This is a genomic window from Lysinibacillus sp. NPDC093216, assembly GCF_050280325.1.
Classification (GTDB): Bacteria; Bacillota; Bacilli; order Bacillales_A; family Planococcaceae; genus Lysinibacillus.
On record NZ_JBNNVB010000020.1, the window covers coordinates 79,294 to 105,269 of the forward strand.

Here is a 25,976-nt window from a genome sequence, read left to right on the forward strand (position 1 = left end):
ACACGAAGATATAATTATATTACAATTGTCGTCTACAAAATGTGCATAGTAATCCTATTTTATAATTTAATTATATCGCACTGGTAAGCTCTTGTCAAATATTTTTTCTCAATAAAATGGTTAGGAGAGATGCAGAATGAATTCTTTAGTTCTTGGTTTTCAGGAAATGGATAAAACACAGCTTTTGCTCGTTGGTGGAAAAGGGTCAAATTTAGGGGAATTATCAAAAATCGAAGGAATACAAGTACCAGAGGGATTTTGTGTTACAACGGTGGGTTATCAAAAAGCCATCGAACAAAACGAAACGTTTCAAATATTGTTGGACCAACTATTAACGCTAAAAGTAGAGGATCGAGATCAAGTTGGCGAAATCAGCAGGAAGATTCGACAAATCATTATGGAAGTAGAAATCCCTTCGGACGTTGTAAATTCAGTTGCACACACACTCTCTCAGCTAGGTGATGACCATGCTTACGCAGTGCGTTCTAGTGCGACTGCTGAAGATTTACCACATGCCTCTTTTGCTGGTCAACAAGACTCCTATTTAAATATCATCGGCAAAGATTCCATCTTGCAGCATATTCGCAAATGTTGGGCTTCCCTATTTACGGATCGCGCGGTAATCTACCGTATGCAAAATGGATTTGACCACAGTCAAGTGTATTTATCCGTTATCATACAACGGATGGTTTTCCCACAAGCATCAGGGATTTTATTTACCGCTGATCCGATAACTTCTAACCGAAAACTGCTATCAATCAATGCCAGTTTTGGACTCGGAGAAGCACTGGTCTCTGGCTTGGTCTCTCCCGATTGTTATAAAGTACAGGAAGATAAAATCGTCGATAAAATGATAGCAACCAAGAAATTAGCTATCTATAGCCTAAAAGGAGGAGGAACAGAGACACAACAGATCGATCCGAATCAGCAAAAGACACAAACACTTACCGATCAACAGATTTTACAACTAGCACGCATCGGCAGACAGATCGAAGCTTATTTTGATTGCCCACAAGATATCGAATGGTGTTTGGTTGATGATACATTTTATATTGTCCAAAGTCGCCCAATCACGACCCTTTTCCCCATCCCTAAAGCGAATGATCAAGAAAACCACGTCTATATATCTGTCGGTCACCAACAAATGATGACCGATCCTATGAAACCATTGGGATTGTCTTTTTTTCTGTTAACGACTTCTGCGCCCATGCGTAAAGCAGGCGGAAGGTTGTTTGTTGATGTTACGCATCAACTAGCTTTACCGGTCAGTAGAAACAATTTATTAAATGCTATGGGACAACACGATCCGCTCATGAAAGACGCACTTATGAACATCATTGAGCGTGGAGATTTTATAAAATCGTTACCGAATGATATTAAAGCACCGAGTCCCAACAGAGGCAATACAGATACGCTAGCACAAATTGAAAACAATCCATCAATCGTTTCTGAATTGATTAAGCGAAATCAAACATCCATAGAAGAGTTAAAACAAAACATCCAAACGAAATCAGGAATAGATTTATTTGATTTTATTCTAGAAGATATTCAGGAATTAAAGAAGTTTTTATTTGACCCACAAAGTTCAGCTGTATTTATGGCTGCTATAAATGCTTCAATATGGATTAATGAAAAAATGAACGAGTGGTTAGGTGAAAAAAACGTAGCAGACACGCTTTCTCAATCTGTACCAAATAATATTACTTCGGAAATGGGTCTAGCACTATTAGATGTCGCAGATGTGATCCGTCCTTATCCAGAAGTAATTGCATATTTACAACACACAAAAGATGATACCTTTTTGGATGAACTAGTTAAATTCAATGGTGGACAGGAAGCTAGAGACGCTTTCTATGTTTTTCTCAACAAATACGGAATGCGATGTGCTGGAGAAATCGATATTACGAAACCTCGTTGGAGTGAAAAACCGATTACACTTGTCCCCATGATTCTTAACAATATCAAAAACTTGCAGCCTAATGCCAGCACTCGGAAATTTGAGCAAGGGCGACAGGAAGCTTTGAAAAAAGAACAAGAGTTATTAGAGCGATTGAAGCAATTACCGGATGGTGAACAAAAAGCCAAAGAAACAAAACGAATGATCAGCCTAATCCGAAATTTCATCGGTTATCGCGAGTATCCAAAATACGGCATGATTAATCGCTACTTCGTTTATAAGCAGGCTTTACTGAAAGAAGCCGGACAACTCGTACAAGCCAACGTTATTCATGAAAAAGAAGATATATACTATCTCACTTTTGAAGAACTTCGTGAAATCGTACACACAAATAAACTAGATTACCAGATCATCAGCGAGCGAAAAGACGAGTACAAATTATATGAAAGAATTACTCCCCCACGCGTTATCACGTCTGATGGTGAAATCATTGTAGGTGAATACAAACGAGAAAATCTCCCAGCCAAAGCTATTGTAGGGCTGCCTGTTTCTTCTGGAGTTATCGAGGGACGCGCTCGTGTCATCTTAAACATGGAAGATGCCGATATAGAAGAAGGAGATATATTAGTTACCTCCTTTACTGACCCTAGCTGGACACCATTGTTTGTATCCATAAAAGGTCTAGTTACCGAAGTTGGTGGACTGATGACCCATGGAGCAGTTATCGCGCGTGAATATGGCTTACCAGCAGTTGTTGGGGTGGAAAATGCCATTAAACTGATTAAAGACGGGCAACGAATTCGCGTACATGGAACAGAAGGGTATATTGAAATATTGTAATAACTAAAAACGTCAAGTAAGAGCCTCTGTCTTAATGGACGGCAATCGGCTTTGTGCTTAGGCCTCCCCCTCAAAGGTGGGGGTACTTCCGTAGTTAGCTTTTGTCTAAATGAAGATAAAAAAAGTGTCTATCCGTCATTTTGACGAGATAGACACTTTTTCATTATTTTATAGGCCACATTTCAACTGTGCAGCACAGTTTGTACATGTATTACAGCCACCAATTTCTTCAACAGTTCCTTTACGGCATACAGGACAAGTATTCCCTACATCCGAACCAATAACTGTTGTCGATTCTAATGCTTGAATCGTATCTACTAATACAACAGGACGCTTCGTTGGTACTTCTACTAATTCTTCTTCAAATGATAGTTGATCCATATCATTTTCTTCAGCTTTTAGTGTCAGTACTTGTGAATCACGGCTACCATCTACATAGACCGTACCACCTTTAGCGCCACCTTTATATAAGCGCTCGTATACTTTTTCAACTTGTTGTACTGTATAACCTTTTGGTGCGTTTACAGTTTTTGAAATAGATGAATCGATCCATTTTTGGATGATACATTGTACATCAGCATGTGCTTCTGGTTTTAACTCCATAGCCGTAACGAACCATTCAGGAAGTTCATTCTCATTAGCTTCTGGATGACGTCCTAAATATTCTTGTACGATTTCTGCTTTTACCTCGATGAATTTACCTAAACGACCAGAACGGTAATATGTGAATGAGAAGTATGGCTCAAGACCTGTTGCCACACCAACCATCGTACCAGTAGAACCAGTTGGAGCTACTGTCAGTAAATGTGAGTTGCGAATACCAGTTGCTAAAATTTGTTCTTTAATGTGTGCAGGCATTTTTTGCATAAAGCCTGTTTCAGTAAATGCTTTACGTAAACGTGCTGTCTCTTCCTCAGTTGCTCCTACAAGGAATGGGAAGCTACCGCGTTCTTTTGCAAGCTCCGTTGACGTCTCATACGCAGTTTCAGCAATCGTTTTAAAGATTTCATCAACTAGCTCATTACCCGCTTCTGAGCCATATTCTTTCTCACAATAAATTAGTAAGTCCGCTAAGCCCATTACACCCAAGCCAACACGACGCTCTCCAAGAGCTTGTACACGGTTTTCTTCTAAGAAGTATGGTGTAGCATCAATAACATTATCTTGCATACGAACACCAACACGAACTGTTTCACGTAGTGCTTCATAATCAATTGTTTGATCTTCCTTATTCGCAAACTGTGCTAAGTTCACAGCCGCTAAGTTACACACAGAATATGGTGCAAGTGGTTGTTCCCCACACGGATTTGTCGCTACAACGCTTTGACCATAAGCTTTTGCGTTTGTCATGTCATTAGCGTTGTCGATGAAGAAAATACCTGGCTCTGCAGAGTATGTTGCACAAACGTTGATTAAATTCCATAATTCCTTCGCTTTAATCGTGCGGTAAGTGCGTACTTTATAGCCCATTTTCTCCCATTCGCGTACATCTCCAACTTTATGCCATTCACTGTTGTAAATAGCCATCTCTTCTTTTGTATATTCTTCAACAGCTGGGAAACGAAGCTCAAAGTCAGCGTCATTTTCTACAGCTTGCATAAATTCTTTTGTTAATGTTACAGAAATATTTGCACCAGTTAAAAACTCTTGATTGTGAACAGTATAAGTACCACCATCACGAAGTTTGTTTTCTGCTTCACGAATAATAGCCGTATCAAAACCGCCTAAGCCTTCGATACCTTTATAGTTAACAATACCTTGGTACATAGCTTCCTCTTGAGATGAAAGAGGCTTAAAGTTTAATTTTTCTTTTGCTAGACGAATAATTGAATTATCCGTTGTATTTTCGATTAGGTATCGAAGAATACGTGGATTTTGCATTTTCGAAATAATAAATTCCACGATATCAGGATGCCAATCTGCCAGCATAATCATTTGTGCCGATTTCTTACGCGGGTTCGCTATACCCACTCTCTATGTCACCATAGAAGTTGAGACCATATCTTACATCTTATTAGATGTCCTCGCACTTCGGAGTGGCTTCACTCCTACTCTACTCACTTCCGCTAACATAGCGTGCTTTCGATGGTCGTTGAACCTTCCTCTCTGAAAGAGGCTTGGCTGCTGATTGTCTTTATCCCACTGCTATTTTCAAGCATTCACGCTTACCGTTTCCAGTTACGTTGTAGCTAGCAGTGCATTTATAATGCGTTTTTTAACATTTTCAAAATCACTTTTTATCTCATCTTCCCAGAAACGAAGTAAAGTGTACCCGTGAGCCGCTGCAATTCGATTTTTTTCAATATCCCTGGCTTTTATCCTCTTTTGAACTTCATAAAAAGTGGAATAAAATTTTGGATTCCTATGCCAAAAATCGCCATCACACTCAATTAGAATATTTGTTCCTAATAGTAGAAAATCAAATTGTGCTCCTTCAAAGATGAAGGAATATTTGTAGGGAATTGATTGTTCAACTAAGAAATGCTCTAAAGCTCTTTCAATACTAGTTTTTCTAAATGTTTCCCTCTCTAGTTGCTTTAATGCAGCTTGTCGAATCTTTTCGATGGTTTCTTCACTATAAACCCCTGTCTTACCGCTATTCCATGAAGGAGTTCCATTTATTTTTCTAGTTTTAGCTGTTTTTGAAATGATATTTTCAAAATGAACCTTCTTTTGTTCATCCGGCATTTCATTATGCCATTTTCCTGTATTTTGTGATCGAAGCCTACTCGCACACTCTTTACTACAAGTTTTAGTCTGCCGATGTTTTTCATCGAATAGTTTTCCACAAATTACACAAGTTAAAGGCTCACCTTTTCCTCGACAGCTTCTACTACAAAATTGATTGGGAATACCACGCCTCAATTTAACCTCTTTATTACATAAAATATATTGGCAGGTAACCATTTCTATTGGATAAAAATAAGATATTAAATAATTATCTAACGTTAAGTTATGCTCATTTTTCAAATGAGACGTATACCAACCTTGTTTATTATGATTTATTGTAAAACCACATATTAAACAAGTCTGTGGCTGTTTCGCATCATAAACATCCATAATTCCCACCTCGATTAAAGTGACAATATTTCCGTTAAAGAGTTTCCAGCAATTCACGAGGTTTGTTTACGCAGAAGCACCTAGATTATGCTTACCTCTGCGGCTACCACCTTGTTCAACAAGATGAGTCAGCTTCGCAATATCATCTAACCATGATACAGAGCCAGATGATTTACCATTTACACCACGTGCTAAAGTGTTACGTGGACGCAATGTCGAACCATTTGTCCCTACACCACCACCGCGGCTCATAATTTCCATTACTTGCTTACGGTGATCACTAATTCCTTCACGTGAATCTGCTACAAATGGCATTACGTAACAGTTGAAGAACGTTACATCTGTTTCAGATCCTGCTCCGTAAATAACTCGTCCAGCTGGAATGAATTTTAATGATACTAACTGCTCATAAAATTTCTCAAACCATTCTTGGCGTTTCTCTGGTGTTTTTTCAACAGAAGCAAGTCCTGTTGCATTTCGTTTTGCGATTTGTTCATAAAATATTTCAAGAGGCTTTTCTAGCACGTCAATTGAACGCGTAATCACACCCGTTTCTTGCTCTTTCGGATCATCTAAAGCACTACGGTAATCTTCCTCAATCAAAATTTCTGCTGTTTTTGTAGACATATCAAGCTTTTGGATTGTCCCTAAACCACGTGCAGGGAATTTTGGATCTGACTTCACTGTTAATACGACGAAATCACCGGCTTTTAACGTTTTCTTCTCCGTATCCTTAAACGAGTAGCGATCGATCATCACAAGTCTAGATACACCTTTATGCGTTATGTGCATATTAGGTGTTACAGGATGAACCTGTGGAAATTGTTCAATATCTTTGTTTAACTGTTCAAATTTGTTTACTTCGGGTTGATGATTTGTAAGTACCATCGTTTTGCCTCCCTTGTTTTCTGCATTACAATAATAAATACACAATATCATGTGTCGTTAAACACTACATATTGTGTATGTTTCTTTAAAAAAGATACTATATATAGTTTTTTAATTCAACTCTTGCAATTTCGAATAGAATCCGAACTGCTTGTTATTACAAGGGTTGAACGATAAAAAAATATTTTTCTTATACCATTTTTTATTTTTTGAAGTTCCAATCATCACATGCATATTTTTTTTCTTCTAGTGCATGTACATATTCTAATTGCTCCTCAGAAAGTGTAAATGGTTTTAAATCAATTTGCAACGATTTTGCAAAACCATCACGAAAAGCTGTCACACATTGTTCAATAGTCACTGGTTCTTTGACAAGGTTATTGATAGCAACCGCTTTCTCTGGCATCTTTCTACGCATGCGGTCCTTCGCTTCTTCACTTGAAAAATTGAAAACAGACAATAATTTCTCCTGATCTAAATCAAGTAAAATAGCTCCGTGCTGTAAAATAACACCTTTTTGACGAGTTTGTGCACTACCCGCTACTTTTTTACCTTCTACAACAAGCTCATACCAGCTTGGCGCATCAAAGCAAACTGCGCTTTTTGGTTTCTTTAAGTCTGCTCTTTGTTCTTCTGTATCAGGTACACTAAAATAAGCATCCATACCTAGATTATGAAAACCTTTCAATATACCTTCACTTAACACTCTATACGCCTCTGTCACTGATTCAGGCATATTTGGATAGCTTTCTGAAACAATGACACTATATGTCAATTCATGTTCATGTAAAACAGCTCTACCACCTGTTGGACGACGAACAAAGCCTAGTCCTTGTTCTCGTACCGCTTCTAGATTAATATCTCTTTTCGCCTGCTGGAAATAGCCAATCGAAAGTGTTGCTGGCTCCCACTCATAAAAACGAATAACTGGTGGAATTAAACCTTCACTATGCCAATCAAGTAATGCTTCATCTAATGCCATATTAAAAGAAGGGCTACATTTCCCTGAATTTAGAAAATACCAAGTTGTCATATTTTCATCTCCTACAAATATTTAATTAAACTTTAGCGAAAGTGTACAAAATAAGTCACCTTATATATGGCATTCATTTTAACAAATGTTATCCAATTCTTTGTTATGAGCCAAAAATAATGCTTCTCAAAATTTTGACACTCTGCTTTAAGTTCTATTCTTTATGAAAGTATCCACCACCCTAATCCAAGAAAATAGTGGAAAGATACTGTGACAGTTCACTAATAAAATCCATATAAATAGAGATAAATTAATTCTAGCCACAATCTAATTTATTTTATCAAACTCATTGGACTATCGCTAGCGCATCTTTTATAATAATAAAGAAGATAGAAAGGGGTAAGAAATTTTGTTGAACATACTTATCACAATCGGTGTTATTTTAGTAGTTGTAATTGCTTATATCGGCATTAACGCCCTACGACTAAAAAAAGCCGTAACAAACCTAACACAAGAACAATTTATTGAAGGCTATCGTAAAGCACAGCTTATCGACGTACGTGAACAAAAAGAATTTGATGCTGGTCACATCCTTGGTGCACGCAATGTTCCTTCAACTACTCTACGTCAACGTCACAAAGAAATCCGCCCAGATTTACCAGTATATTTATACTGTCAAAATACAGGCCGTAGCTCACGTGCTGCTTTATTTCTTAAAAAACGTGGCTACAACCAAATTTACCAACTTCAAGGCGGCTTCCGTACTTGGACAGGTAAAATAAAGTCCAAAAAACAAAATTAAAAAATCAATAAGACATTAGTGACTAATATAAATAAATCTACTCACGGAAACAAAGTAAATTTATTTATATTTACCTATATCACATTGTTTAAACTAAAAGAAACCATCTCAAATGACTATGAGATGGTTTACTTTTTGCAAAAAATTCTGAGTTTCTACTATATTATATATTTTGTTTAATGTCTGACAAGTTAGTTGGAGTAAGTTAAAGCAACGAAAGATACATACTCTCTTTCACATTCCTTTACCAAAATGCGAGCCGCTTCCTAAGCTAGTTCCAATTTTCATCTCTTCCAACTCCATATACCGCGAATTAAAACATTATCCTTAAATTTACATATGTCTAAAAATACTATTTTTCGTAAAGTATTTACCTAGATGAACTCCATTCTTCTTTTTTTCTGAAAATGTCTGAAATTTATCCTTGAATAATTAAGTAGGCACTGATAGGATTTATAATATCTTAAAATAATGTCATACAGACATACAATATAAGCTATGAATGCTATGGATAACACTATAGCAGGAGCAGTTCTGGAGAGAGCGCATTTTGCGTCGCCGAAGGGTTCACTATCTCAGGCAAAAGGACAGAGGAGTAATATCAACTTTCAACATGAAAGCTATACCACACGAATGTTTTCTTTTTTTACATACAACATCCGCAATTGGTATTTGTTATTCTGTCATTTACGAGACTAGTGTCACTACTAGTCTCTTTTTTTATTTTCCAGTCATAGTTTTTACGTATCTTTGAGGGGGATTAACGTGGAACAACAACAATTAAAACGTGAATTAAAAAATCGCCATGTGCAGCTCATAGCGATTGGTGGAACAATCGGTACTGGTTTATTTTTAGGATCAGGCAAAGCCATTGCTTTAGCGGGACCTTCCATTATCTTTGCTTATCTCATTGTCGGAACCGCCTTATTTTTTGTTATGCGGGCATTAGGTGAACTATTATTATCGAATGCTGGCTATACATCGTTTACTGATTTTGCATCCGAATACATAGGACCTTGGGCAGGTTACATCACTGGCTGGACATACTGGTTCTGCTGGATCATGACCGCTATGGCAGATATTATTGCTGTCGGCGTTTATGTACAATATTGGTTTGATATACCACAATGGGTGCCTGCAATTGGCTGTTTAGTACTGTTATTAATGTTGAATTTATTAACTGTAAAACTATTTGGCGAACTAGAATTTTGGTTTGCACTTATAAAAGTCATTACAATTGTGGCACTGATTGTGATTGGAGTATTCATGTTATTTACAGGTTTTCAAACAAGCTCTGGCACAGTTTCTGTTGAAAATCTTTGGGCACATGGCGGGTTATTCCCGAACGGCTTACACGGTTTCCTAATGGCATTCCAAATGGTTGTTTTCGCTTTTGTTGGTGTCGAGTTAGTAGGGGTTTCTGCTGCTGAAACAGCCAATCCTAAAAAAAATATTCCTTCTGCCATTAACAAAATTCCATTACGCATTTTATTATTCTACGTAGGGGCATTATTTGTTATTTTATGCATTAATCCTTGGAATGAAATGTCTGCCTCTAGTAGTCCATTTGTACAAGTATTTACACTAGCTGGTATTCCAATTGCTGCAGGTATTATTAATTTTGTCGTACTTACATCTGCCGCTTCTGCCGGTAATAGTGGTTTATTTTCTACTAGCCGTATGCTTTTTAATCTTGGGAACAACAAGCAAGCTTCGCCAAAGTTTGCAAAGCTCAATAAAAACAGTGTGCCAAGTAACGCACTCGTTGTTTCTGCAATTGTAGTTTCCGCTGGTGCATTACTAAGTAAATTAATGCCTGAAAACGCCTTTAGTGTTGTTACAACGATTAGTGCTATTTGCTTTATATGGGTATGGAGTATTATATTAATCTCTCATATCATTTATAAACGTAAAAATCGCGCACTTCATGAAGCATCGATTTTCAAGGCACCTTTTACTCCGTTCGTGAACTATTTAGTACTTGCCTTCTTTGCTTTTCTATTAGTAGTCATGTTCATTTCAGAGGCAACACGTACCGCATTACTGTTAACACCAATTTGGTTTATCATACTAATGATTATTTATAAAATGAAAAGAAAGAACTAATACGGTAAAATGAATTGTCCCGAATAGTGACACTTTTAAAGAAAGTGTACCTATTCAGGGCTTTATTTATTGTGCGAAAGCGAAGTAAAATCACAAAAAAGATGACTACGTCCATTTACGAAGTCATCTTTCATATTGATTAAAAAATATTCATATTCCACTCGGTAGCAATATGCTTGAGTAAATTCACTCCGGCTACACTGTTCCCAATGTCATCAATTGCTGGTCCATAAATGCCTATACCACAGCCGGTAGGAAAAGGTGAATCTAAGCCTGCGTGACTTGGTACAGCCGCCAAAATTGCCCCAGAGACACCACTTTTAGCGGGTAATCCTATAAATGCCGCAAATTTCCCAGAAGCATTATACATACCGCAAGTAACCATCAATGCCTTCGCTAATTTTGCTACTTGTTTAGGGAAGAGCTGTTTATTTAAATGAGGATGATAGCCATCATTGGCAATGACTAAACCAATCATTGCCAAATCCGAAACATTTACTTCAATAGCACATTGTTTCAAATATACCTCTAATGCTTCTTCTACAGGACAATTTAAAAAGCCCGAATCCATTAAATAATAGGCTAATGAACGGTTTCGATTTGCAGTTTGCCACTCAGATTGATAAACCTCTTCATTAACCTTTAATTCCTTGCCAACGATTTGTTCTAAAAATTGAAGGATTTTTGAAACCTTCTCTTGCGGAGAATTTCCATCAAGCATAGAGGATACTGTAATTGCACCTGCATTAATCATTGGATTAAAAGGTTTTCCAGGTTGATGGCTCTCTAGACGAATAATTGAATTGAAGGTGTCACCTGTAGGTTCAACATCTACTCGTTCTAAAACATAAGGTAGCCCTCGTTCCATACACGCTAAAATAAATGTAACGACTTTTGAAACACTTTGCAGGGTAAATAGTTCAGTTGTCTCTCCGGCTTTCATTTCCTCATTATTAGTACCGATAATCGAAATCGCTAATTGATTTGGATCTTTTTCCGCTAAAGCGGGAATATAGCTTGCGCATTTCCCCTCTTTTGCGTAAGGACGAAACTGTTTCACCCATTCTGCCGCAAGCTGATTATTATGATTGATATGTTCTGTCGGCATTTTGTGATCTCCTTTCAAAAAACGGCATTTTTACGCCATAACTACTCAATAAATACACTTTACTAAGAAAAAAACTTAATAATAGGCAAAAACAGAGTCTCCATAGTTTACCCTACGAAGACTCTATTTGGTATAACTTTTTAAAGACTTTTTAAAGTTTTCGAGGCTTAGCCTTCTGGAATTAGCGAAACATAAGTCTCCCCATCCAGACGTTCCTACCACTCTTTTTTAGCTTCTTCAATAAGTACTGGATTGTCAATTAAATCAACAGCAGTCTATTTCATAAGTTGGTATTCCTAAATCACTAAGTATGTCACCCCTGCAAATGGTTGAACGACATTTGGAGACGATCCTCCTATGTTTGTAACCGCATAATGCGTGCTTCTGGAATGATATGCTCATGTAAATAGTTTACCCCAACATTCATGAGTTCAACTGCATCTAATGCACTTCTTCCTAAATGTGATGTGGCTGCTTCTCGCTAAGCTTAAAAGTAGCTGCATAGTTTGCTAGAGAGGTGTAAGTCAAAACAGATGTAAAAGTACCAGGATGATAAGATATTGCATCATTGACATCATCAAAAATACCAGCTTTCTCCATATAAGCTTTACCTGAACCATTTTCCTCTCTCCAATCAACTTATCCACATGACATCCTTTTAACATAATGTCATTCAACTTTTGAATTTCATCGGAACATTTTTTTGTTTTATCAACCAACTTTTGAATTTTATCGACTAACTTTCACGTTTTATCACCCAACTTTTAATTTTTATCGACATCCACCTTCCAGGCACACACACTAAAACCCCGAATAAATTCGTTATTCGGGGTTTTAGTTTAAACTATTTTTTATAAATCGTTTGCATACATTTTATTATATAAAATTTCTAATTTTTTCGAGAGCTTACCGTAAGCAGTTTGCCAAGTTTTACGAGCTGCTGCATTCTCTTCTGTCGAAGGTACATAAAGAGCATGTACATCGGCTACCTTTTTCAAATCACTCTCGGCCTGTGTTAGCTTAGAATAATTTTTTACGATGCTCTTTTCTGAAGCACTAAGGCCATCATATGCTGTACGAATTTCTTTTACTTTAGTCTCCAAATCATCAATATATTCACCATTTACAAGGAGTGAATTAATTGATTCTACTAACTTCAAAGCACTTTCATTAGACTGTTGTTGACCTTGATCCTTATCGATAATGGATTGTCGTATTTCTGGACTGACTAAACTCATTTGTTTTGATGTTAGCTTATAAAAAGCTTTAATGACAGTTGTTGGGTTATTAGTAAATGATTTTTCATACGTCTTCATAAATGATTCTACTTTTTTCACATCGGAAACCGCTGTTGTTAAGATAGACGCATTCGTAATACGTTTTTTATCACTAGAGCTCAGCTTATTATATTGCGTTGAAAGCTCATTAATTTTTTCTATTGAAACTGTATACGTATCATTTGAGACAATTTTTGCAATTTCATTATTTAACTTTGTGATATCTGGTGCATTAACATCTTCTAAACGATGGTTAAGCAAGTCTTCATATTGCTGTTTTGCTAGAAACTGTTGATTTGCAGGTAGCTTTGCATAAGCAGTTTGTACTGTTTGAATTTTTTTCGCTTGTTTCGTAGCATCTGTTTCTTCTCTTGCAGTTTGCACTTTTTTATGGAATGACTTAACACCAGAAAGATCTTTACTAGCCGCTGTTAATAAATAATAGTTTGTTACGTACTTTCGTCCAGCGGAAGATAAGTTTTTATATTTTGTTGTTGCTGCATTAACAGCACTTTCGAATTGGGTAAACGTATATTTCGTTACATCAGTAAGCTTATCAACATCAGCCTTTAAAGCCAATGCAGCAGCTTTATCAGCAGGTTCCTTACCATTTAAATCAACCGTAATAGTCGGGGTATTTAATAAAAAATCGTTTGCATTATAAACAAGTGATTGTTGTAGACTAGTTAACTTATTATAAGCTTTCAATACATTAGTGTAATTAGTTTTCAACTTACTTTCAGCTACCCCTGGCGTTACTGATAGCTTTTGATAGGCGTCCATGTCCTTAATAATTTTTTCAGCTGCTTTAAAATCCTTTTGCAGGGTTACCATGCTATCATATCCGACAATTTTAGCCGCTGAATTTTTCGTTAAGCCCTTATATTCATTAATAATACGGTTTACATTATTAACATGACTTTGCCAAGAAGTTACTGACGGATCAATTGGGTAACTGTCATCCACATCGCCTACATAATTGTCAATCTCGATATTTAATCTGTCAATTTGACTGTTTTCTGCGTTTTCTGCTTGAAGTAATGTACTAATATATTTTGCTGGTACAAGTTGAAGTTGTTTATAAGTTAACTTTTCATAAGACGTACGAATTGATTTTGCTGTTGTCACCTGTTTGCTAGGCGAATCATTTTGTGACAGCTTATCGAAAAGTTTAATAAATTGTTCAATCTTTTTAATATCCGACTTAGCATCACTTAAAATTGTTTGATTTTGAACAGTTGCTCGGTAAGTTTGAGATAATTTTGCTATATCCTTTTCAATTGTTTCAACTGCTGTTTGTAAAGATTCTATGCTAGTAGGTACATACGTAACAAAAGAATTTTTATATGCTAACAATTCTACAATTGCCTGATTTAGTCTTCTAACTTCTTTAAATTCTTCGATATGTGACGGATCTATCAAAATGTTTTTAATACTATTGTATAAAGCATCATTTATATCTAAACTACGTTGTAATAAATCAAACTTATCATAGGACTCATCGATTTCTTTTAAATATTTCGGTAGGTCTTTTTCATTAACCTCTTTTACCTTATCTACTTTCTCATTTAACTTGCTAATTAAATCTACATCTGCAGCTGCTCTCTTTAATACGTCATAATTTGTCACATTCGCCTTTGCTGCAGTTGATAGTGCCTGATATTTACTTTCTAATGCCGTTACTTCTGCTTTAAAAGATTCTAAACTTTTTACATTATATTTGTTGTCATTTATTAGTAAAGTTTTTATTTCCTTAATCATTGACTCAGATGGTTCGTTAGATACTGTTACCACACTAGAAAACTCAGATTCTACGAAAGCAGTTCCTACCTTTGCCTTTACATTAACCATTATATCTGTGATGCCAATACTTAAAGCATTATTAGGAATTCGGTATGTGTCGTTAGTAGCTCCATCAATTATTGTGAAGGATTCACCTACTTTATAAAACCATTGATAGCTATATGTAATCTGACTGCTTTTCAACTTTGCTCCGGCATCATCGGTTACAATCGCACCTGCGACTTGTACCAATTCACCAGGTACTGCATAATTTGAACTACTATCAATTCTTGGCGCAGTTATTGAAAGTTTTAGTTCATTAATCGAACGGGGTTCACTCTTATACTTATCGCCATTTGTTGTAGTCGCTTCCACGAAAACTGCTTTGCCTGCCGCTTCTACTGGTATTGTAAATGACGCTGTTGTGGCACCAGAGATTGGTTTATTCGTTGAATCGTTAGAACCATCTACATAATACCACTGATAGCCTTTAACAATCGAATTTGCTGGTAAGTTTTCAATAGAAGCTTTTAAAGTTTCATTTACTGTATTTTGTCCTGTGATGGAAACTGTATTGGCTGCTGCTCCTGCAACTGTTGGTACAATAAGAGCTACTGGGATAGCTGCTGCTGTCAAAAATAATTTTTTATTCAAATTTTCATACCTCCTCTATCATCTATTGAATTATATCGGTTACATTTTTAATAATTCTCTTCATTTTATTGAATATTTCTAAAAAGTGTATTTCCTCCCTATTTCAATAACGAAAATAATAATATTTTGATTATCTATTGATTTTAATACTACTTATTTCCCCTTCCACATTTTCACAGCAAATGTCATTCACTTGGGATAATGAGATCCAAAACGACGAAACAAAAGAGATCATTGAATGAATTTGATTCAAAAAATTAACCTGAACAATATTGTAAGTAATGAGAATTAAGGAGCATAATAACCGTTTTACAATCCTGCAAAGAAGGTTTCCAGTTTCAAGAAATATATGTATAATACAACTATTATTAGGATATTAATAGGGAACAAGGAGCTTGATGGTATTATGGAAAATCTTTATGAACCTAGTTTAACAAACAATGAAGTAGACAGGACAAGAAGCTACGAGATTGGTAATCTATTTTTTGTTGCTATGTTTGGTGGTATTTTTGCCATTACCATACTAGGTATACAAAACGCTAAATGGCTAAAAATCGAGAAAAAATACATACAGTTGTTAACGATTATTAGTATTGTACTTATTATTGCGAAGCTTGCAATCGTTTACGCAATTGGTCAACAACTAATCCTCATAGATGAAAAGTATATTAAATTAGTTGGCCGACTATTTGGGGTTGCCTGTTTTTTCATTTTCTTCGTTTTTTTAGACGAGCCATATAAAGAACATTTAGCAGTAGATGGTGTTGCTGAATCATTATGGAAGCCAGGGTTTATCGCAATCATCTTCTCTGGCTTAATCGATGCTTTGATTACGTTATTCTTACTAGCACTATAGGAGGTATATTATGAGTGAATTCGAAGAATATGATGAATATGAAGAACCATCCTTTGAAGTTATCAATCATTATTTTAATATAGGGAAATATCCCCAAGTTATCGAGCTTATTAACGAGGAATTACAAGACAATATTGAAAATAGCGGGCTTTGGTATATGTTAGCTTACAGTAACTATGCAATAAATGAATTTGACGAAGCTGAAGAACAATTTCATGAAGCCATGAGATTAGGATTCGATGAGGAACTCATATTTTATTTTCTCGGCCATCTATACATGGAAACGGAGCGATGGCAAGAAGCAGAAAAAGCCTTTCTTGAATCACTTCGCTTAAATCCAAATAATGCAGAAACACATGCAAGCTATGCTGTTTTAATGAAACAAACAGGATATCGTAATAAATCAAAGTTATTAATCAATAAAGCATTAGAATTAGATCCAGAAAATTCATATGTGTTACGTAGAAACTTTATTTTACAAGGTGTACATGGAAGTAAAGAACAACAAATCCTTGCATTAGAACAATATATGAATTCAGCAGATAGTGAAGTTGCAAAATTGTTGCACCTTGGAATAAATGCCTCCTTCCGAAATAATGAAAAAGAAGCGAAAGAATATTACAGACAAGCCTTTCTTTTAAATCCTGAGGATCAAACATTACTATCTATATTAGAAGAGATGGAAATTACAACTCACCCTCTGCTAGCGCCTAATCGTTTTATGGAACGTTTAGGGGGTCCCTCTATCATGTGGCTTGTAGGGATTGGGCTAACCTTTTTATTAATAGCATTAGGGTTTGATAGTCTAGCCATGCTGTTTTTAAAATGCTATGTAGTACTTGCACTCTATACATGGATATCAGTTCCTTTGACAAAAGGGCTAAGAAAAATAAGGGGTTATCGATATGGATAAAATTAAATGGTTACAGCAAATGGTGGAACAAAGCCCAACTGACCCTCAAGCACATTACTGGCTTGGAAAAGAGCTTGCTGAAAACGATCGCTGGCTAGAAGCTGTACAATCGTATTCAACAGGAATTTCTCTCTGTACAGATGATACACTACGTATGGAAATTATTAATGAATTAACAAAAACGAGTATACAACTTCAGCAAACGAAGTCAATGGATATCCAATCACCAGTTATTCAGCAGAAAAGTCCTGATTTAGATGAAATGATTGAGACTACTGAAGACATTGCCGCTTCAGCAGAAGAATTGCTTGAAAGAGAAGTCAAAAGTGAAGAAACTGAGTCGGATCAATTAATAGACTTTACACCTAGGTTAAAAATTATTGATGGTAAAGCCCCTAAAACAGTAAAAAAAGGTAAGGAACAAATCACTTTTACAGATGTTGCTGGGCTTGATGACTTAAAAAAGACCATTACTTTACGTATTATTAGCCCATTTTATAACAAAGGTCTATTTGCTAAGTTTCGAAAAAAAGTTGGCGGCGGCGTTCTTCTCTATGGTCCCCCGGGTTGTGGAAAAACATTTATCGCCAAGGCAACCGCTGGTGAATGTAAGGCTAATTTCTATCCTGTTCATATTACAGACATATTAAATCGCTATATTGGAGAAAGTGAACAAAATTTAAAAGCTGCTTTTGATAAAGCGCGTTTTCAAAAGCCAAGTATTATGTTTTTTGATGAAGTAGATACGATTGGTATGAGTCGGTCTAAAGCTTCTGAATATACTCGAGGAATCATCGACACATTCCTTACAGAGTTAGAGGGAATTGATACAAGCACAGATGAAGTGCTTATTATGGCTGCTACAAATACCCCTTGGGATATCGATAATGCCTTAAAGCGCCCTGGTCGATTCGACCGTCTCATCTTTGTCGCTCCACCAGATAAAAAAGCGAGAGAGCAAATTTTTAAATTGAAGCTAGCGGGAAGATATGCTGAAGAAATAGATGTAGCAACACTAGCTGCTCAAACTGAATTTTTCTCAGGTGCAGACATTGAAAATATGATTGAATTAGCTACTGAAAATGTACTTGCTGAAATTTTAGCAACCGGTGATGAACGTCCAATCACAACTAATGATTTATTACACGTTTTAGAAGAGATACAACCATCTACATTAGATTGGTTACGTACTGCAAAAAACTACGTGAAATACGCAAATCAATCAGGGTTATACAATGATGTTGAAAAATATCTACGTACCCATGCTAAACGCATTTAAAGAATGACTTCAAAGAGGCATCTCCATTGTTATTTGGGATGCCTCTTTCACATGTATGTTACTATCAATTATGCCTCGGCACAGGGTCTAGAACAGGCAATTCAATGGCGTTTAGTATATCTAAAAAATGGGTGCTGTTTTCAAAATTCCAGTAGATATAATCTTCTTCTTGTTCAATTTGATAATTACCCTGTACTATCGTTTCAGAAATAAATAGTAGGAATTCTGATAATTGATTTGCTATCACATACTTTATTTCCTCATCACGCCCAAAATTGATGACTTGCCCTATTCGCCCTTTCTTATCTGGATCGAGATCTATGCCGATATTATTGCCACCAAAATCTTTACTAATAGGTATCCACTTACGATTGATACCCCTCTCTTTTATGTATCCAGTTGGGACGGAATAAGAAGCACCTTCCAATGCAAATTTCTCTTCTAGCTGTGCCCATACATGCCATTCCTGTAAAACATCATCTAATGGTAAAAACTGCATTCCAAAAAACAAACCCGGCCCATCTTCGTTCTCTCCATTATGCAAAAGATAAAGCTCCCTTAATTCATCAGGAAATTTAATACCCATCTCAATTTCAGCCTTCTGTATCTCTTCCTCAGAAGCTGGTGGATTTAAAAAAGGTGAAAATAATTGGTCTAATTGAACCTTTAATTTGTTCATTATCAACTGAATCATCGTCGTTTACCTCCTTTTTTAAATAGTTTCTTCATTTAAAGCGATTTTTATAAATTCAAACAGACCATCTGCATCAATTGTTCGATCTCCCCAATCATGCCAAAAATACAACACTTGACCCACTACTCCTTTTTCTGTTGGATCTGTATCAAGACAAAGATAATCGCCTCCACCATTTTCAGCAATCGGAATCCATTTTTCATTCCAAAGCGTTGGTTTTACCTCAACAGCATACTCTGTATCTGAAAGCAAATCATCTGGATCAAACTCCTCCTGTAGAAACTTCCAATTGTCAATAATTTCCGAAATAGGAGAAAGTGTTAAATTCCTAACAAAGGGCTGTACACCTTGCGACCAGACTTGCCCATTACATATACGATAAAAACTTTTCATCTCTTCTGGAAGAGTAATACCTAATGTAGTTTCGATTAGTTGAAATTCTTCAGCTGTTGCACCAGGCTGAAGGTTTAATGCTTCTATACCATTCACTTCTAACTTCGAATTTTTTTCAATTATACGATTCCATAGAATTTCAGCTTCACTTTTCACTTGTTATCCCTCTCATTTTAATTATTAATTGAATTCCTTAACACTAATCAATTATGCCCCGGCATAATTGCGTCCGGAGGATTTAGGCCGACACGATGTCCGTCACTCAGGCGTTTTCACAGGATGTGAAGTACTTAGCCTGAGTTCCTCTATTTCAGCGAGTTTGAATACCCGCTGAAAGAAGTTAAACACTTACTCTAATCTCGTTGTATTTTTCTTGCCTGATGAGTCGCTAAATCCGCATATCTTGTAGGGATTGGTAAACGGCTGTCTTTTTCAATAAAATGCATCGTTATATTAGTTGCCGTATCTAAATCAATCTCGTTACCACATGACACAAATATCGGTTTAACATCCTTTCTACTTCTTAGAGCACGACCATACACTTCCCCATCAATCACAATATCAGTAAACGCTCCAGTTATATTTTCCGGCATTATAAAATCTGCGTTCTCTATTTTATAATAAGTTTTAGCAACTCCAATTGTCGGTTTTTCCAAGAAAAATGAGGCATGTGTAGCAATGCCCATATGACGACTATGTAAATAACCATTTCCATCAAACATATAAATGTCTGGATCCGTTCTCAACTTTTTAACAGCCTCTAATACAAGAGGCAATTCACGAAAGGCTAAAAACCCAGAAATATATGGAATTGTGATTTCATTTATGTACTCAACTTGTTCAACGATTTTTTTGGAACTAAAATCAATAACTTGAATGCAACAAGCTCCATATTCTTTATTATTTTCGCCCCAATAGGCAATATCCACCCCTGCAACGAGCTGAATTTGATCATTAGAAAAATTGTTTTGTAGGGAAATACGCTTCCTCAATTCATTTTGTTGCGATGTATAATTCAGGATCATTTCTTCCATTTTCATGAAGATATCATCTCCTCTCTATTATCATGATACATAAATAACAGTGTTTGTTATAGGAAATATAGCAACCAAAAGCAAAAACCTCCAATCCATACACGTACCGTGAATGCTGCACAATACGAAAAGTACCGGAAAGTATCTTCGGTTTCACGCTAAGCACATTTAATGAATAAAATCAAAGAGGCATCTTAACTAATGAGTTGCCTCTTTCTAAAGTTTCAAAATATAATATTGATGCTCTATCTATTGCTTATAAAGCATATAAGTTTTTTCATAACAATCGACGTACTGCACACACTCTATTTCGCCTGATAATGAATAATAAAATATCAATCGTTCATAAATCATCTCTGTTAAAAAAGTGCTTTTCGTAGCGTCATGACTAATTGGTATAAGCTTAAATTTATATACTGCTCCATACATCTTAGGGACCGTTAGATAAAGCTCTTCATTTTTAATTGAAATAGTAAGTACTTTATTTTCCATTAAATATTGCCCCACGATAGATTCTTTCTTTGTGAATGCTATCGGAACTCTAGGTGCCGGTGAAGATACATTTTTATCAAAAGTGTTTTTTGCAATCTCTCTACTTAAGTGCATGACAGGTGTAACATTCATATTACTTAAAAAGATAATCGTAACTTGGTCATCAACAAATCTAAGGAAATCACTTGAATAACCGCTAATATCTCCAAAATGATGCACACATTTTTTCCCCATTACTTCAGAGACCATCCAGCCACACGCATAGGATCCAAGATTTGGAGTCAACATTTTCTCTGTTAATTCTTTGCGAAGTATTTTGGATGATGTTAATGCCTGATCCCAAATAAATAGGTCCTCTGTTGTTGAATATAAACCGTAGGAACCTAATGGGAATGACATATCCGCATACGCTGAATGAATGGGTTCTTCCCAAAATGAATAACCAGAAGCTAAACCTGGAACAAGCTTCACCCCATCATCACAGCCTGTATGATACATACCTAATGGATGACATATATGCTGCTGTATATAATCTGCATAAGACATGTCTGAAACTTCTTCAATAATAGCCGTTAACAACGCATACGCTGAATTCGAATAGCCAAATTTACTACCAGGTTCAAACTCTAATTCCCTTTCTTTAAAGGAATCAATTAACTGATCTAATGTTGATGGCAATCTCATTGTGCGAAACCAAAAATCAGGGGCATTTGTATAATTAGGTATTCCAGAACTATTAGTTAAACAATGAAATATTGTTATCTGTTGACCATTCGGATAATCTTGTAGATATTTTCCTACACAATCATTTATATTCAACTTTTGCTTTTCATGCAATTGAAATATTGCCATCGCTGTAAATGCTTTCGTGAGCGACCCTATACGAAATTTAGTTGTGGGTACATTGGGAATGCTATGCTCCCAATTCGCCATACCAAACCCTCTGTTTAAAAGAATATTCTCATTAGATGCAATTAATAAAGTACCATTCAAATAACCGTTTCGATTATAAGAATCTACCCAATTATTTAACCGTTCTTCTAATAGCATGTGAGTTTCTCCTTACTAAAATGAATAATCATTCTTTAATTTTTTTACCTGATGAGTTGCCAAATCCGCATATCTTGAAGTTCTATATACTTCAATGCAAAACCTCCCAATCCAACTCGCACTGTAATTTCTACACAATACGAGAAGATTAGGAGGTGTTTAAATGGTTCATATCTTTCTTTCTATTCATATATTATCCTCTACTAAGAGTTGGCTTTCTATTATAAGTATCGTAGTCATAGGGATGAGTATGATTTCCTTCATTTATCTTAATTCGAATGGACATTCCTTCTCCTACATTGGTATTGATAGAAAACTGGCCATTAAAAGCATGTACCCTCTCTTGCATTCCCCTGATTCCCATTGAATCAGAAACAATAATTCCATCCATTTGGCATCCTACACCATCGTCTAAATAAATAATTTCAAAGCCATCGTCTGTTTCTAACAAATGAATTTCGACAGTGTTGGCATACGAGTGTCTTAATGCATTGTTTAACAACTCTTGAAAAAGCCGATAAATCATCAAGTTTAAACGCTCATCTTCTAAATATAGACGATCAATTGTGTAAACTAAAACAAAATTCGCACGCTTATGAACTTTTTGAATAAGCTTCTCAAGTGCAGCATTTAAGCCTAGTGTATCTAATAATGGCGGCTTCAAATTTTCACAGTAGCCTCTTAAATCATTCAACGATGCAATCATATGATCATGAATCTTAGAAAGGTTCACCTGAATATCCGTTGTCCTCTTCGCATGAATACATACATCCATTTCTCGAGCAATATGTAGCTGCTCTTGTAAAACCGTATCATGAAGCTCTTGAGCTAATTGATATTTTTCTTGTTCAAATCGTAGCCAAAGAAGCTTATTGAGCCATGGTAGCTGACTTTTATCAGCCTCTTTCATATGCTTTAACTGTTCTAATAGACCTTCCACCATTTTCGTATTTTCAATAAAATTATTTACATATAAAAGTAATAATTCAAGCCATAATAACTCCTCATCCTTTAAATAAATCGATTTATTATGGTCTACGACTAGTATTCTTTTATAATTTACATCTTGGTGGATAAAAGCTATATAAAAATGCTCCGTTTTCTTTATATCCCCCATGTGGAGATTCTCAAGTAATATTTCGTCCATTTGATTTTGAGTATAGTCTTTTGATGTACTTGTGGAAGTAACTTGATGTGTTTGCAAATCATAGGTTAATACGTAAACATGTTTAATCTCAAGGTGTAAAGCAATTTCTTGAACAAATTTATCTAGCAAGTCTTCAATCTTCACGACCCTACCTATACTATCAACTGTCGTATACAATCGATGGATATAATCCCCTTTTGTTGAAAAAAGAATTTTTCGCTTATGATAATCTATTTTCTCTTTAATATAGAAAAGTGCTATTAATGATAAGAAGGCAAAAAAGAATAATTCCGCCATTCTTGAAATAGACAAATCAGTAATTACATACAGACCTATTAATAACCAAATCGTAAAAACAAATGAAAAATTAAAGTAATAGCGTAAACGGGTAATAAAGTATTCCATATCAAATATACGTTCAGTGAGCTGTGTACATATAAAGCTATATGGTATGAACATTAAAAATAAGGAGCATATTTCGGCAGAAAGTATATATTTATAGGAAATAATCTCAGGTATGGCAAACAAAAAAAGGAATGGTAAGAATGGGATAATAATACTTAGTAAAAAAATTTTCAATTGAGGGGTCTTATATTTTGAATAACCTATCCCTAAAATACAAAGAATTATTATTAATAAAATAAAAAATAACCACAAGGTAAAATTAGAGAATAAAGTATTTGTAGATGGGAAGATGATACTAAAAATACTAAGAAAAACTATAATTAAAGGTAGTATATATAGTATTTTAATGTTGTGAATTAATAACCATTTTAAATTCAAGAATAAAAAATAATTTCTTAAAAAGTGAATCAAGAGAACAAGACAAAGTAGCATACTACTTCGATTCACAACTGTTCCAACACTATCTAATCTTCCTGATGCACCGATACTAACATAAGCTAATGATACTGATAGAATAAACAGAATAAGTAAATTTATTAGACTCGAGTTCTTTTGTTTCTTGTATAAATAGAGAGAAATAATTAGACTTAACAAATAATAACATGCTGGTAAAAAAAATATATAGAAAAGTTGTTCAGGAATGTCAAATGGTTTTATTTGTATATTAATTAATCGTCTATCTTCTTGTTTCTCCAACGTTAACTCTTTAGCTACCCTAATTACAGGATCATATTTAATAATATTTAATTCATTAATATTATTACCATCAACTTCTAAAATAATATCCCCAGCTGAGATATTTTGCTTATTTGCCCACTCCTTAAAATATGGTTCTATTATTAGCCATTGTCCATTCTCTTCTTTTAATTTAATTCCCAAATAAGGCGTGCTATAAGTAACATAAAGCAAATAGCTTCCAAAGATGAGATAAGTACTTATAGCAAGCCATAGCCAATTATTTTTTAAAAAGTTTAGTGCCAAAAGCCGCTTTCTAAACATGTTTCTTCATCATCAAATGATGTTATGATTGCCTTCTGCTCAAGCTCAGTCATACCAACTAGAGAAGCTTTTTTTTCTTTTATCAAAGTTACCATCGACGGATTTTGCTCTAAATATTGAATCACGCTAATCATAAAATCTCCTCATTTCATTTATTTTTTATAGTTACACTTTCTGGGGTACTCATTATATTGAGCTCCAACTTTAATTTACCAATTCTTTTACAAGGAATTAATAACCATAAATGTAACTACAACTCCATTATACTATCGTTTTACTATTAATCAACAATATTTTCTAGAATTCGCCAAATAAACAATAGATTACGCAGCATTTTCACACAATGTACTAATTTTCCAAATATTCAACCTCAATAACTAAATTCCATTTCAAAAATTTAAAATATTAAAAAGCGTATTCCTTCTACTCTTATAAAATTGGAATACGCCAATGTTTTTATATTTTATCTTTTTTAAAAGGAACTACTTTAAGTACTTGTCCAATTTCCCCCAATGATTCAATTTGCCTTATAGCTTGATAGTAAGGGTATTCATTAACAAGTTCACAAGGAAGTGTTTTAGAACATTTTAGTAAATCAAAAGTAGATATCTTTAAGTACAAAACATTTTTTATTTTGACTAAATCTTTTAATCCCCCAATGGGTGAAGCTGTTAACACAATGCTACAAGTTTCAATAGAGTCATCTAACTCCTTTAACTCACTAACACAACCGCTACCAATCCAACTGTTAAAGTCTAAGGGAATAATAGTTGCATTTTGTGTATTCATATCTCCGCAATCCAAGACGAATATCTTACTCTCTTTAGCATTTAGTTCCATTAAAAAAACATTGCCGCCACCATCATCGCCAATAGCAACGTAACCTTTTGCATACTCATTTACTTCCCAGGTTTCGTTTCTCTCTATAAGATCCTCAGTACCATAAATCAACACACCACCTGCAATGGAAAAGCCATTAGCGTTTTTTAGTAAGCTTCTATACGGAACAGGTAGTCTAATGTTCATTTTATCTTCTAGACTACCGATTTCCTTCTCACTTGCTGGGACATTTTTAATTAAATCGGAAATATTATTTAAATGAAACATTGTTCACCACCTTATAATCTAAATCATCTGCTGGATTTCTTTTCATAACTTTTTTCTTCTAAATTAATTATTATTAAACTATTTATAAATGAGTTAATTTCATAATTCTAATCCCTTTAGCATCAGGGGTTCTGAAACAATAAAAAACGGGCACCTCCCCAAATTCGGTATAATGGTAGCGACGAAACTAACATACTGAATGAGGTGAATGCCCTATGAC

The 25,976-nt window shown here is 35.2% G+C and carries 16 protein-coding genes, 4 pseudogenes and 1 riboswitch; of the genes and pseudogenes, 6 read left to right on the forward strand and 14 right to left on the reverse strand.

What is annotated here, in order from left to right; genetic code table 11:
* The first annotated feature begins 136 nt into the window (after nt 1–136).
* On the forward strand, nt 137–2,737 hold the full coding sequence (gene ppsA / locus ACQKOG_RS19400; RefSeq protein WP_427447987.1) for a phosphoenolpyruvate synthase: 2,601 nt from the start codon (nt 137–139) through the stop codon (nt 2,735–2,737).
* A gap of 168 nt (nt 2,738–2,905) precedes the next feature.
* Here ppsA and ACQKOG_RS19405 read toward each other — a convergent pair.
* The 4 genes and pseudogenes from ACQKOG_RS19405 to ACQKOG_RS19420 all read right to left on the reverse strand — a co-directional run.
* A pseudogene (locus ACQKOG_RS19405) lies at nt 2,906–4,687 on the reverse strand (vitamin B12-dependent ribonucleotide reductase); the annotation flags it as partial.
* A 228-nt stretch (nt 4,688–4,915) separates the two neighbouring features.
* Nucleotides 4,916–5,797, reverse strand: coding sequence for an endonuclease domain-containing protein (locus ACQKOG_RS19410; protein WP_370079825.1), 882 nt, complete (start codon nt 5,795–5,797; stop codon nt 4,916–4,918).
* Between the two features lie 93 nt (nt 5,798–5,890).
* Nucleotides 5,891–6,685: pseudogene (locus ACQKOG_RS19415) on the reverse strand (ribonucleotide reductase N-terminal alpha domain-containing protein); the annotation flags it as partial.
* 202 nt (nt 6,686–6,887) lie between these two features.
* Complete coding sequence (locus ACQKOG_RS19420) at nt 6,888–7,718, reverse strand: lipoate--protein ligase family protein (protein WP_402874690.1); 831 nt, start codon at nt 7,716–7,718, stop codon at nt 6,888–6,890.
* Nucleotides 7,719–8,070: 352 nt separating this feature from the next.
* Here ACQKOG_RS19420 and ACQKOG_RS19425 point away from each other — a divergent pair, with 352 nt between their 5' ends.
* Together ACQKOG_RS19425 and ACQKOG_RS19430 are read left to right on the forward strand one after the other, a co-directional pair.
* Nucleotides 8,071–8,460, forward strand: a complete 390-nt coding sequence (locus tag ACQKOG_RS19425; RefSeq protein WP_132357268.1) for a rhodanese-like domain-containing protein — start codon at nt 8,071–8,073, stop codon at nt 8,458–8,460.
* A 524-nt stretch (nt 8,461–8,984) separates the two neighbouring features.
* A riboswitch (glycine riboswitch) is annotated at nt 8,985–9,061 on the forward strand.
* Between the two features lie 164 nt (nt 9,062–9,225).
* Nucleotides 9,226–10,566 (forward strand): amino acid permease, encoded by a 1,341-nt coding sequence (locus ACQKOG_RS19430; protein WP_370079821.1) that lies wholly within the window; start codon nt 9,226–9,228, stop codon nt 10,564–10,566.
* A gap of 139 nt (nt 10,567–10,705) precedes the next feature.
* On the opposite strand, the gene ACQKOG_RS19435 is transcribed toward ACQKOG_RS19430, so the two are convergent.
* The 3 genes and pseudogenes from ACQKOG_RS19435 to ACQKOG_RS19445 all read right to left on the reverse strand — a co-directional run bounded on the left by ACQKOG_RS19435 (nt 10,706) and on the right by ACQKOG_RS19445 (nt 15,387).
* Complete coding sequence (locus ACQKOG_RS19435; RefSeq protein ID WP_370079819.1) at nt 10,706–11,674, reverse strand: glutaminase; 969 nt, start codon at nt 11,672–11,674, stop codon at nt 10,706–10,708.
* Between the two features lie 302 nt (nt 11,675–11,976).
* Nucleotides 11,977–12,301 (reverse strand): annotated as a pseudogene (locus tag ACQKOG_RS19440) (amidohydrolase); the annotation flags it as partial.
* Nucleotides 12,302–12,525: 224 nt separating this feature from the next.
* Nucleotides 12,526–15,387, reverse strand: a complete 2,862-nt coding sequence (locus tag ACQKOG_RS19445; protein ID WP_427447990.1) for a hypothetical protein — start codon at nt 15,385–15,387, stop codon at nt 12,526–12,528.
* A 406-nt stretch (nt 15,388–15,793) separates the two neighbouring features.
* Between ACQKOG_RS19445 and ACQKOG_RS19450 the strand changes: the two genes are divergently transcribed.
* Genes ACQKOG_RS19450 through ACQKOG_RS19460 form a run of 3 tightly spaced genes read left to right on the forward strand, consistent with a single transcriptional unit; the run spans nt 15,794 to nt 18,435 of the window.
* Complete coding sequence (locus ACQKOG_RS19450; protein WP_370079816.1) at nt 15,794–16,243, forward strand: hypothetical protein; 450 nt, start codon at nt 15,794–15,796, stop codon at nt 16,241–16,243.
* Nucleotides 16,244–16,253: 10 nt separating this feature from the next.
* Nucleotides 16,254–17,156, forward strand: a complete 903-nt coding sequence (locus ACQKOG_RS19455; protein WP_370079815.1) for a tetratricopeptide repeat protein — start codon at nt 16,254–16,256, stop codon at nt 17,154–17,156.
* Entirely contained in the window at nt 17,149–18,435 is a 1,287-nt protein-coding gene (locus ACQKOG_RS19460) for an AAA family ATPase (protein WP_415732098.1), read from the forward strand. The genes ACQKOG_RS19455 and ACQKOG_RS19460 overlap by 8 nt, the downstream gene beginning before the upstream one ends.
* A gap of 82 nt (nt 18,436–18,517) precedes the next feature.
* Here ACQKOG_RS19460 and ACQKOG_RS19465 read toward each other — a convergent pair.
* The 7 genes and pseudogenes from ACQKOG_RS19465 to ACQKOG_RS19495 all read right to left on the reverse strand — a co-directional run.
* Nucleotides 18,518–19,129: pseudogene (locus ACQKOG_RS19465) on the reverse strand (SMI1/KNR4 family protein); the annotation flags it as partial.
* A gap of 18 nt (nt 19,130–19,147) precedes the next feature.
* Complete coding sequence (locus tag ACQKOG_RS19470; RefSeq protein ID WP_427447993.1) at nt 19,148–19,678, reverse strand: SMI1/KNR4 family protein; 531 nt, start codon at nt 19,676–19,678, stop codon at nt 19,148–19,150.
* 197 nt (nt 19,679–19,875) lie between these two features.
* Complete coding sequence (locus ACQKOG_RS19475; protein WP_427447995.1) at nt 19,876–20,562, reverse strand: endonuclease V; 687 nt, start codon at nt 20,560–20,562, stop codon at nt 19,876–19,878.
* Between the two features lie 243 nt (nt 20,563–20,805).
* Nucleotides 20,806–22,098: a serine hydrolase domain-containing protein gene (locus ACQKOG_RS19480; RefSeq protein ID WP_427447997.1), complete on the reverse strand. Its 1,293-nt coding sequence runs from the start codon at nt 22,096–22,098 to the stop codon at nt 20,806–20,808.
* A 193-nt stretch (nt 22,099–22,291) separates the two neighbouring features.
* Nucleotides 22,292–24,631: an ATP-binding protein gene (locus ACQKOG_RS19485; RefSeq protein WP_427447999.1), complete on the reverse strand. Its 2,340-nt coding sequence runs from the start codon at nt 24,629–24,631 to the stop codon at nt 22,292–22,294.
* Nucleotides 24,622–24,783: a competence pheromone ComX gene (gene comX / locus ACQKOG_RS19490; protein WP_402874713.1), complete on the reverse strand. Its 162-nt coding sequence runs from the start codon at nt 24,781–24,783 to the stop codon at nt 24,622–24,624. The genes ACQKOG_RS19485 and comX overlap by 10 nt, the downstream gene beginning before the upstream one ends.
* A 322-nt stretch (nt 24,784–25,105) precedes the next feature.
* A complete protein-coding gene (locus tag ACQKOG_RS19495) occupies nt 25,106–25,756 on the reverse strand; it encodes an SMI1/KNR4 family protein (protein ID WP_427448001.1) in 651 nt (216 codons plus the stop codon).
* Between the last annotated feature and the right edge of the window lie 220 nt (nt 25,757–25,976).

What these genes read in the sequence shown, in the direction of transcription:
- ACQKOG_RS19460 (WP_415732098.1), top strand. Translation starts at nt 17,149, where the DNA reads ATGGATAAAATTAAATGGTTACAGCAAATGGTGGAACAAAGCCCAACT.
- ACQKOG_RS19495 (WP_427448001.1), bottom strand. Translation starts at nt 25,756, where the DNA reads ATGTTTCATTTAAATAATATTTCCGATTTAATTAAAAATGTCCCAGCA.
- comX (WP_402874713.1), bottom strand. Translation starts at nt 24,783, where the DNA reads ATGATTAGCGTGATTCAATATTTAGAGCAAAATCCGTCGATGGTAACT.
- ACQKOG_RS19410 (WP_370079825.1), bottom strand. Translation starts at nt 5,797, where the DNA reads ATGGATGTTTATGATGCGAAACAGCCACAGACTTGTTTAATATGTGGT.
- ACQKOG_RS19420 (WP_402874690.1), bottom strand. Translation starts at nt 7,718, where the DNA reads ATGACAACTTGGTATTTTCTAAATTCAGGGAAATGTAGCCCTTCTTTT.
- ACQKOG_RS19450 (WP_370079816.1), top strand. Translation starts at nt 15,794, where the DNA reads ATGGAAAATCTTTATGAACCTAGTTTAACAAACAATGAAGTAGACAGG.
- ppsA (WP_427447987.1), top strand. Translation starts at nt 137, where the DNA reads ATGAATTCTTTAGTTCTTGGTTTTCAGGAAATGGATAAAACACAGCTT.
- ACQKOG_RS19480 (WP_427447997.1), bottom strand. Translation starts at nt 22,098, where the DNA reads ATGCTATTAGAAGAACGGTTAAATAATTGGGTAGATTCTTATAATCGA.
- ACQKOG_RS19435 (WP_370079819.1), bottom strand. Translation starts at nt 11,674, where the DNA reads ATGCCGACAGAACATATCAATCATAATAATCAGCTTGCGGCAGAATGG.
- ACQKOG_RS19475 (WP_427447995.1), bottom strand. Translation starts at nt 20,562, where the DNA reads ATGAAAATGGAAGAAATGATCCTGAATTATACATCGCAACAAAATGAA.
- ACQKOG_RS19455 (WP_370079815.1), top strand. Translation starts at nt 16,254, where the DNA reads ATGAGTGAATTCGAAGAATATGATGAATATGAAGAACCATCCTTTGAA.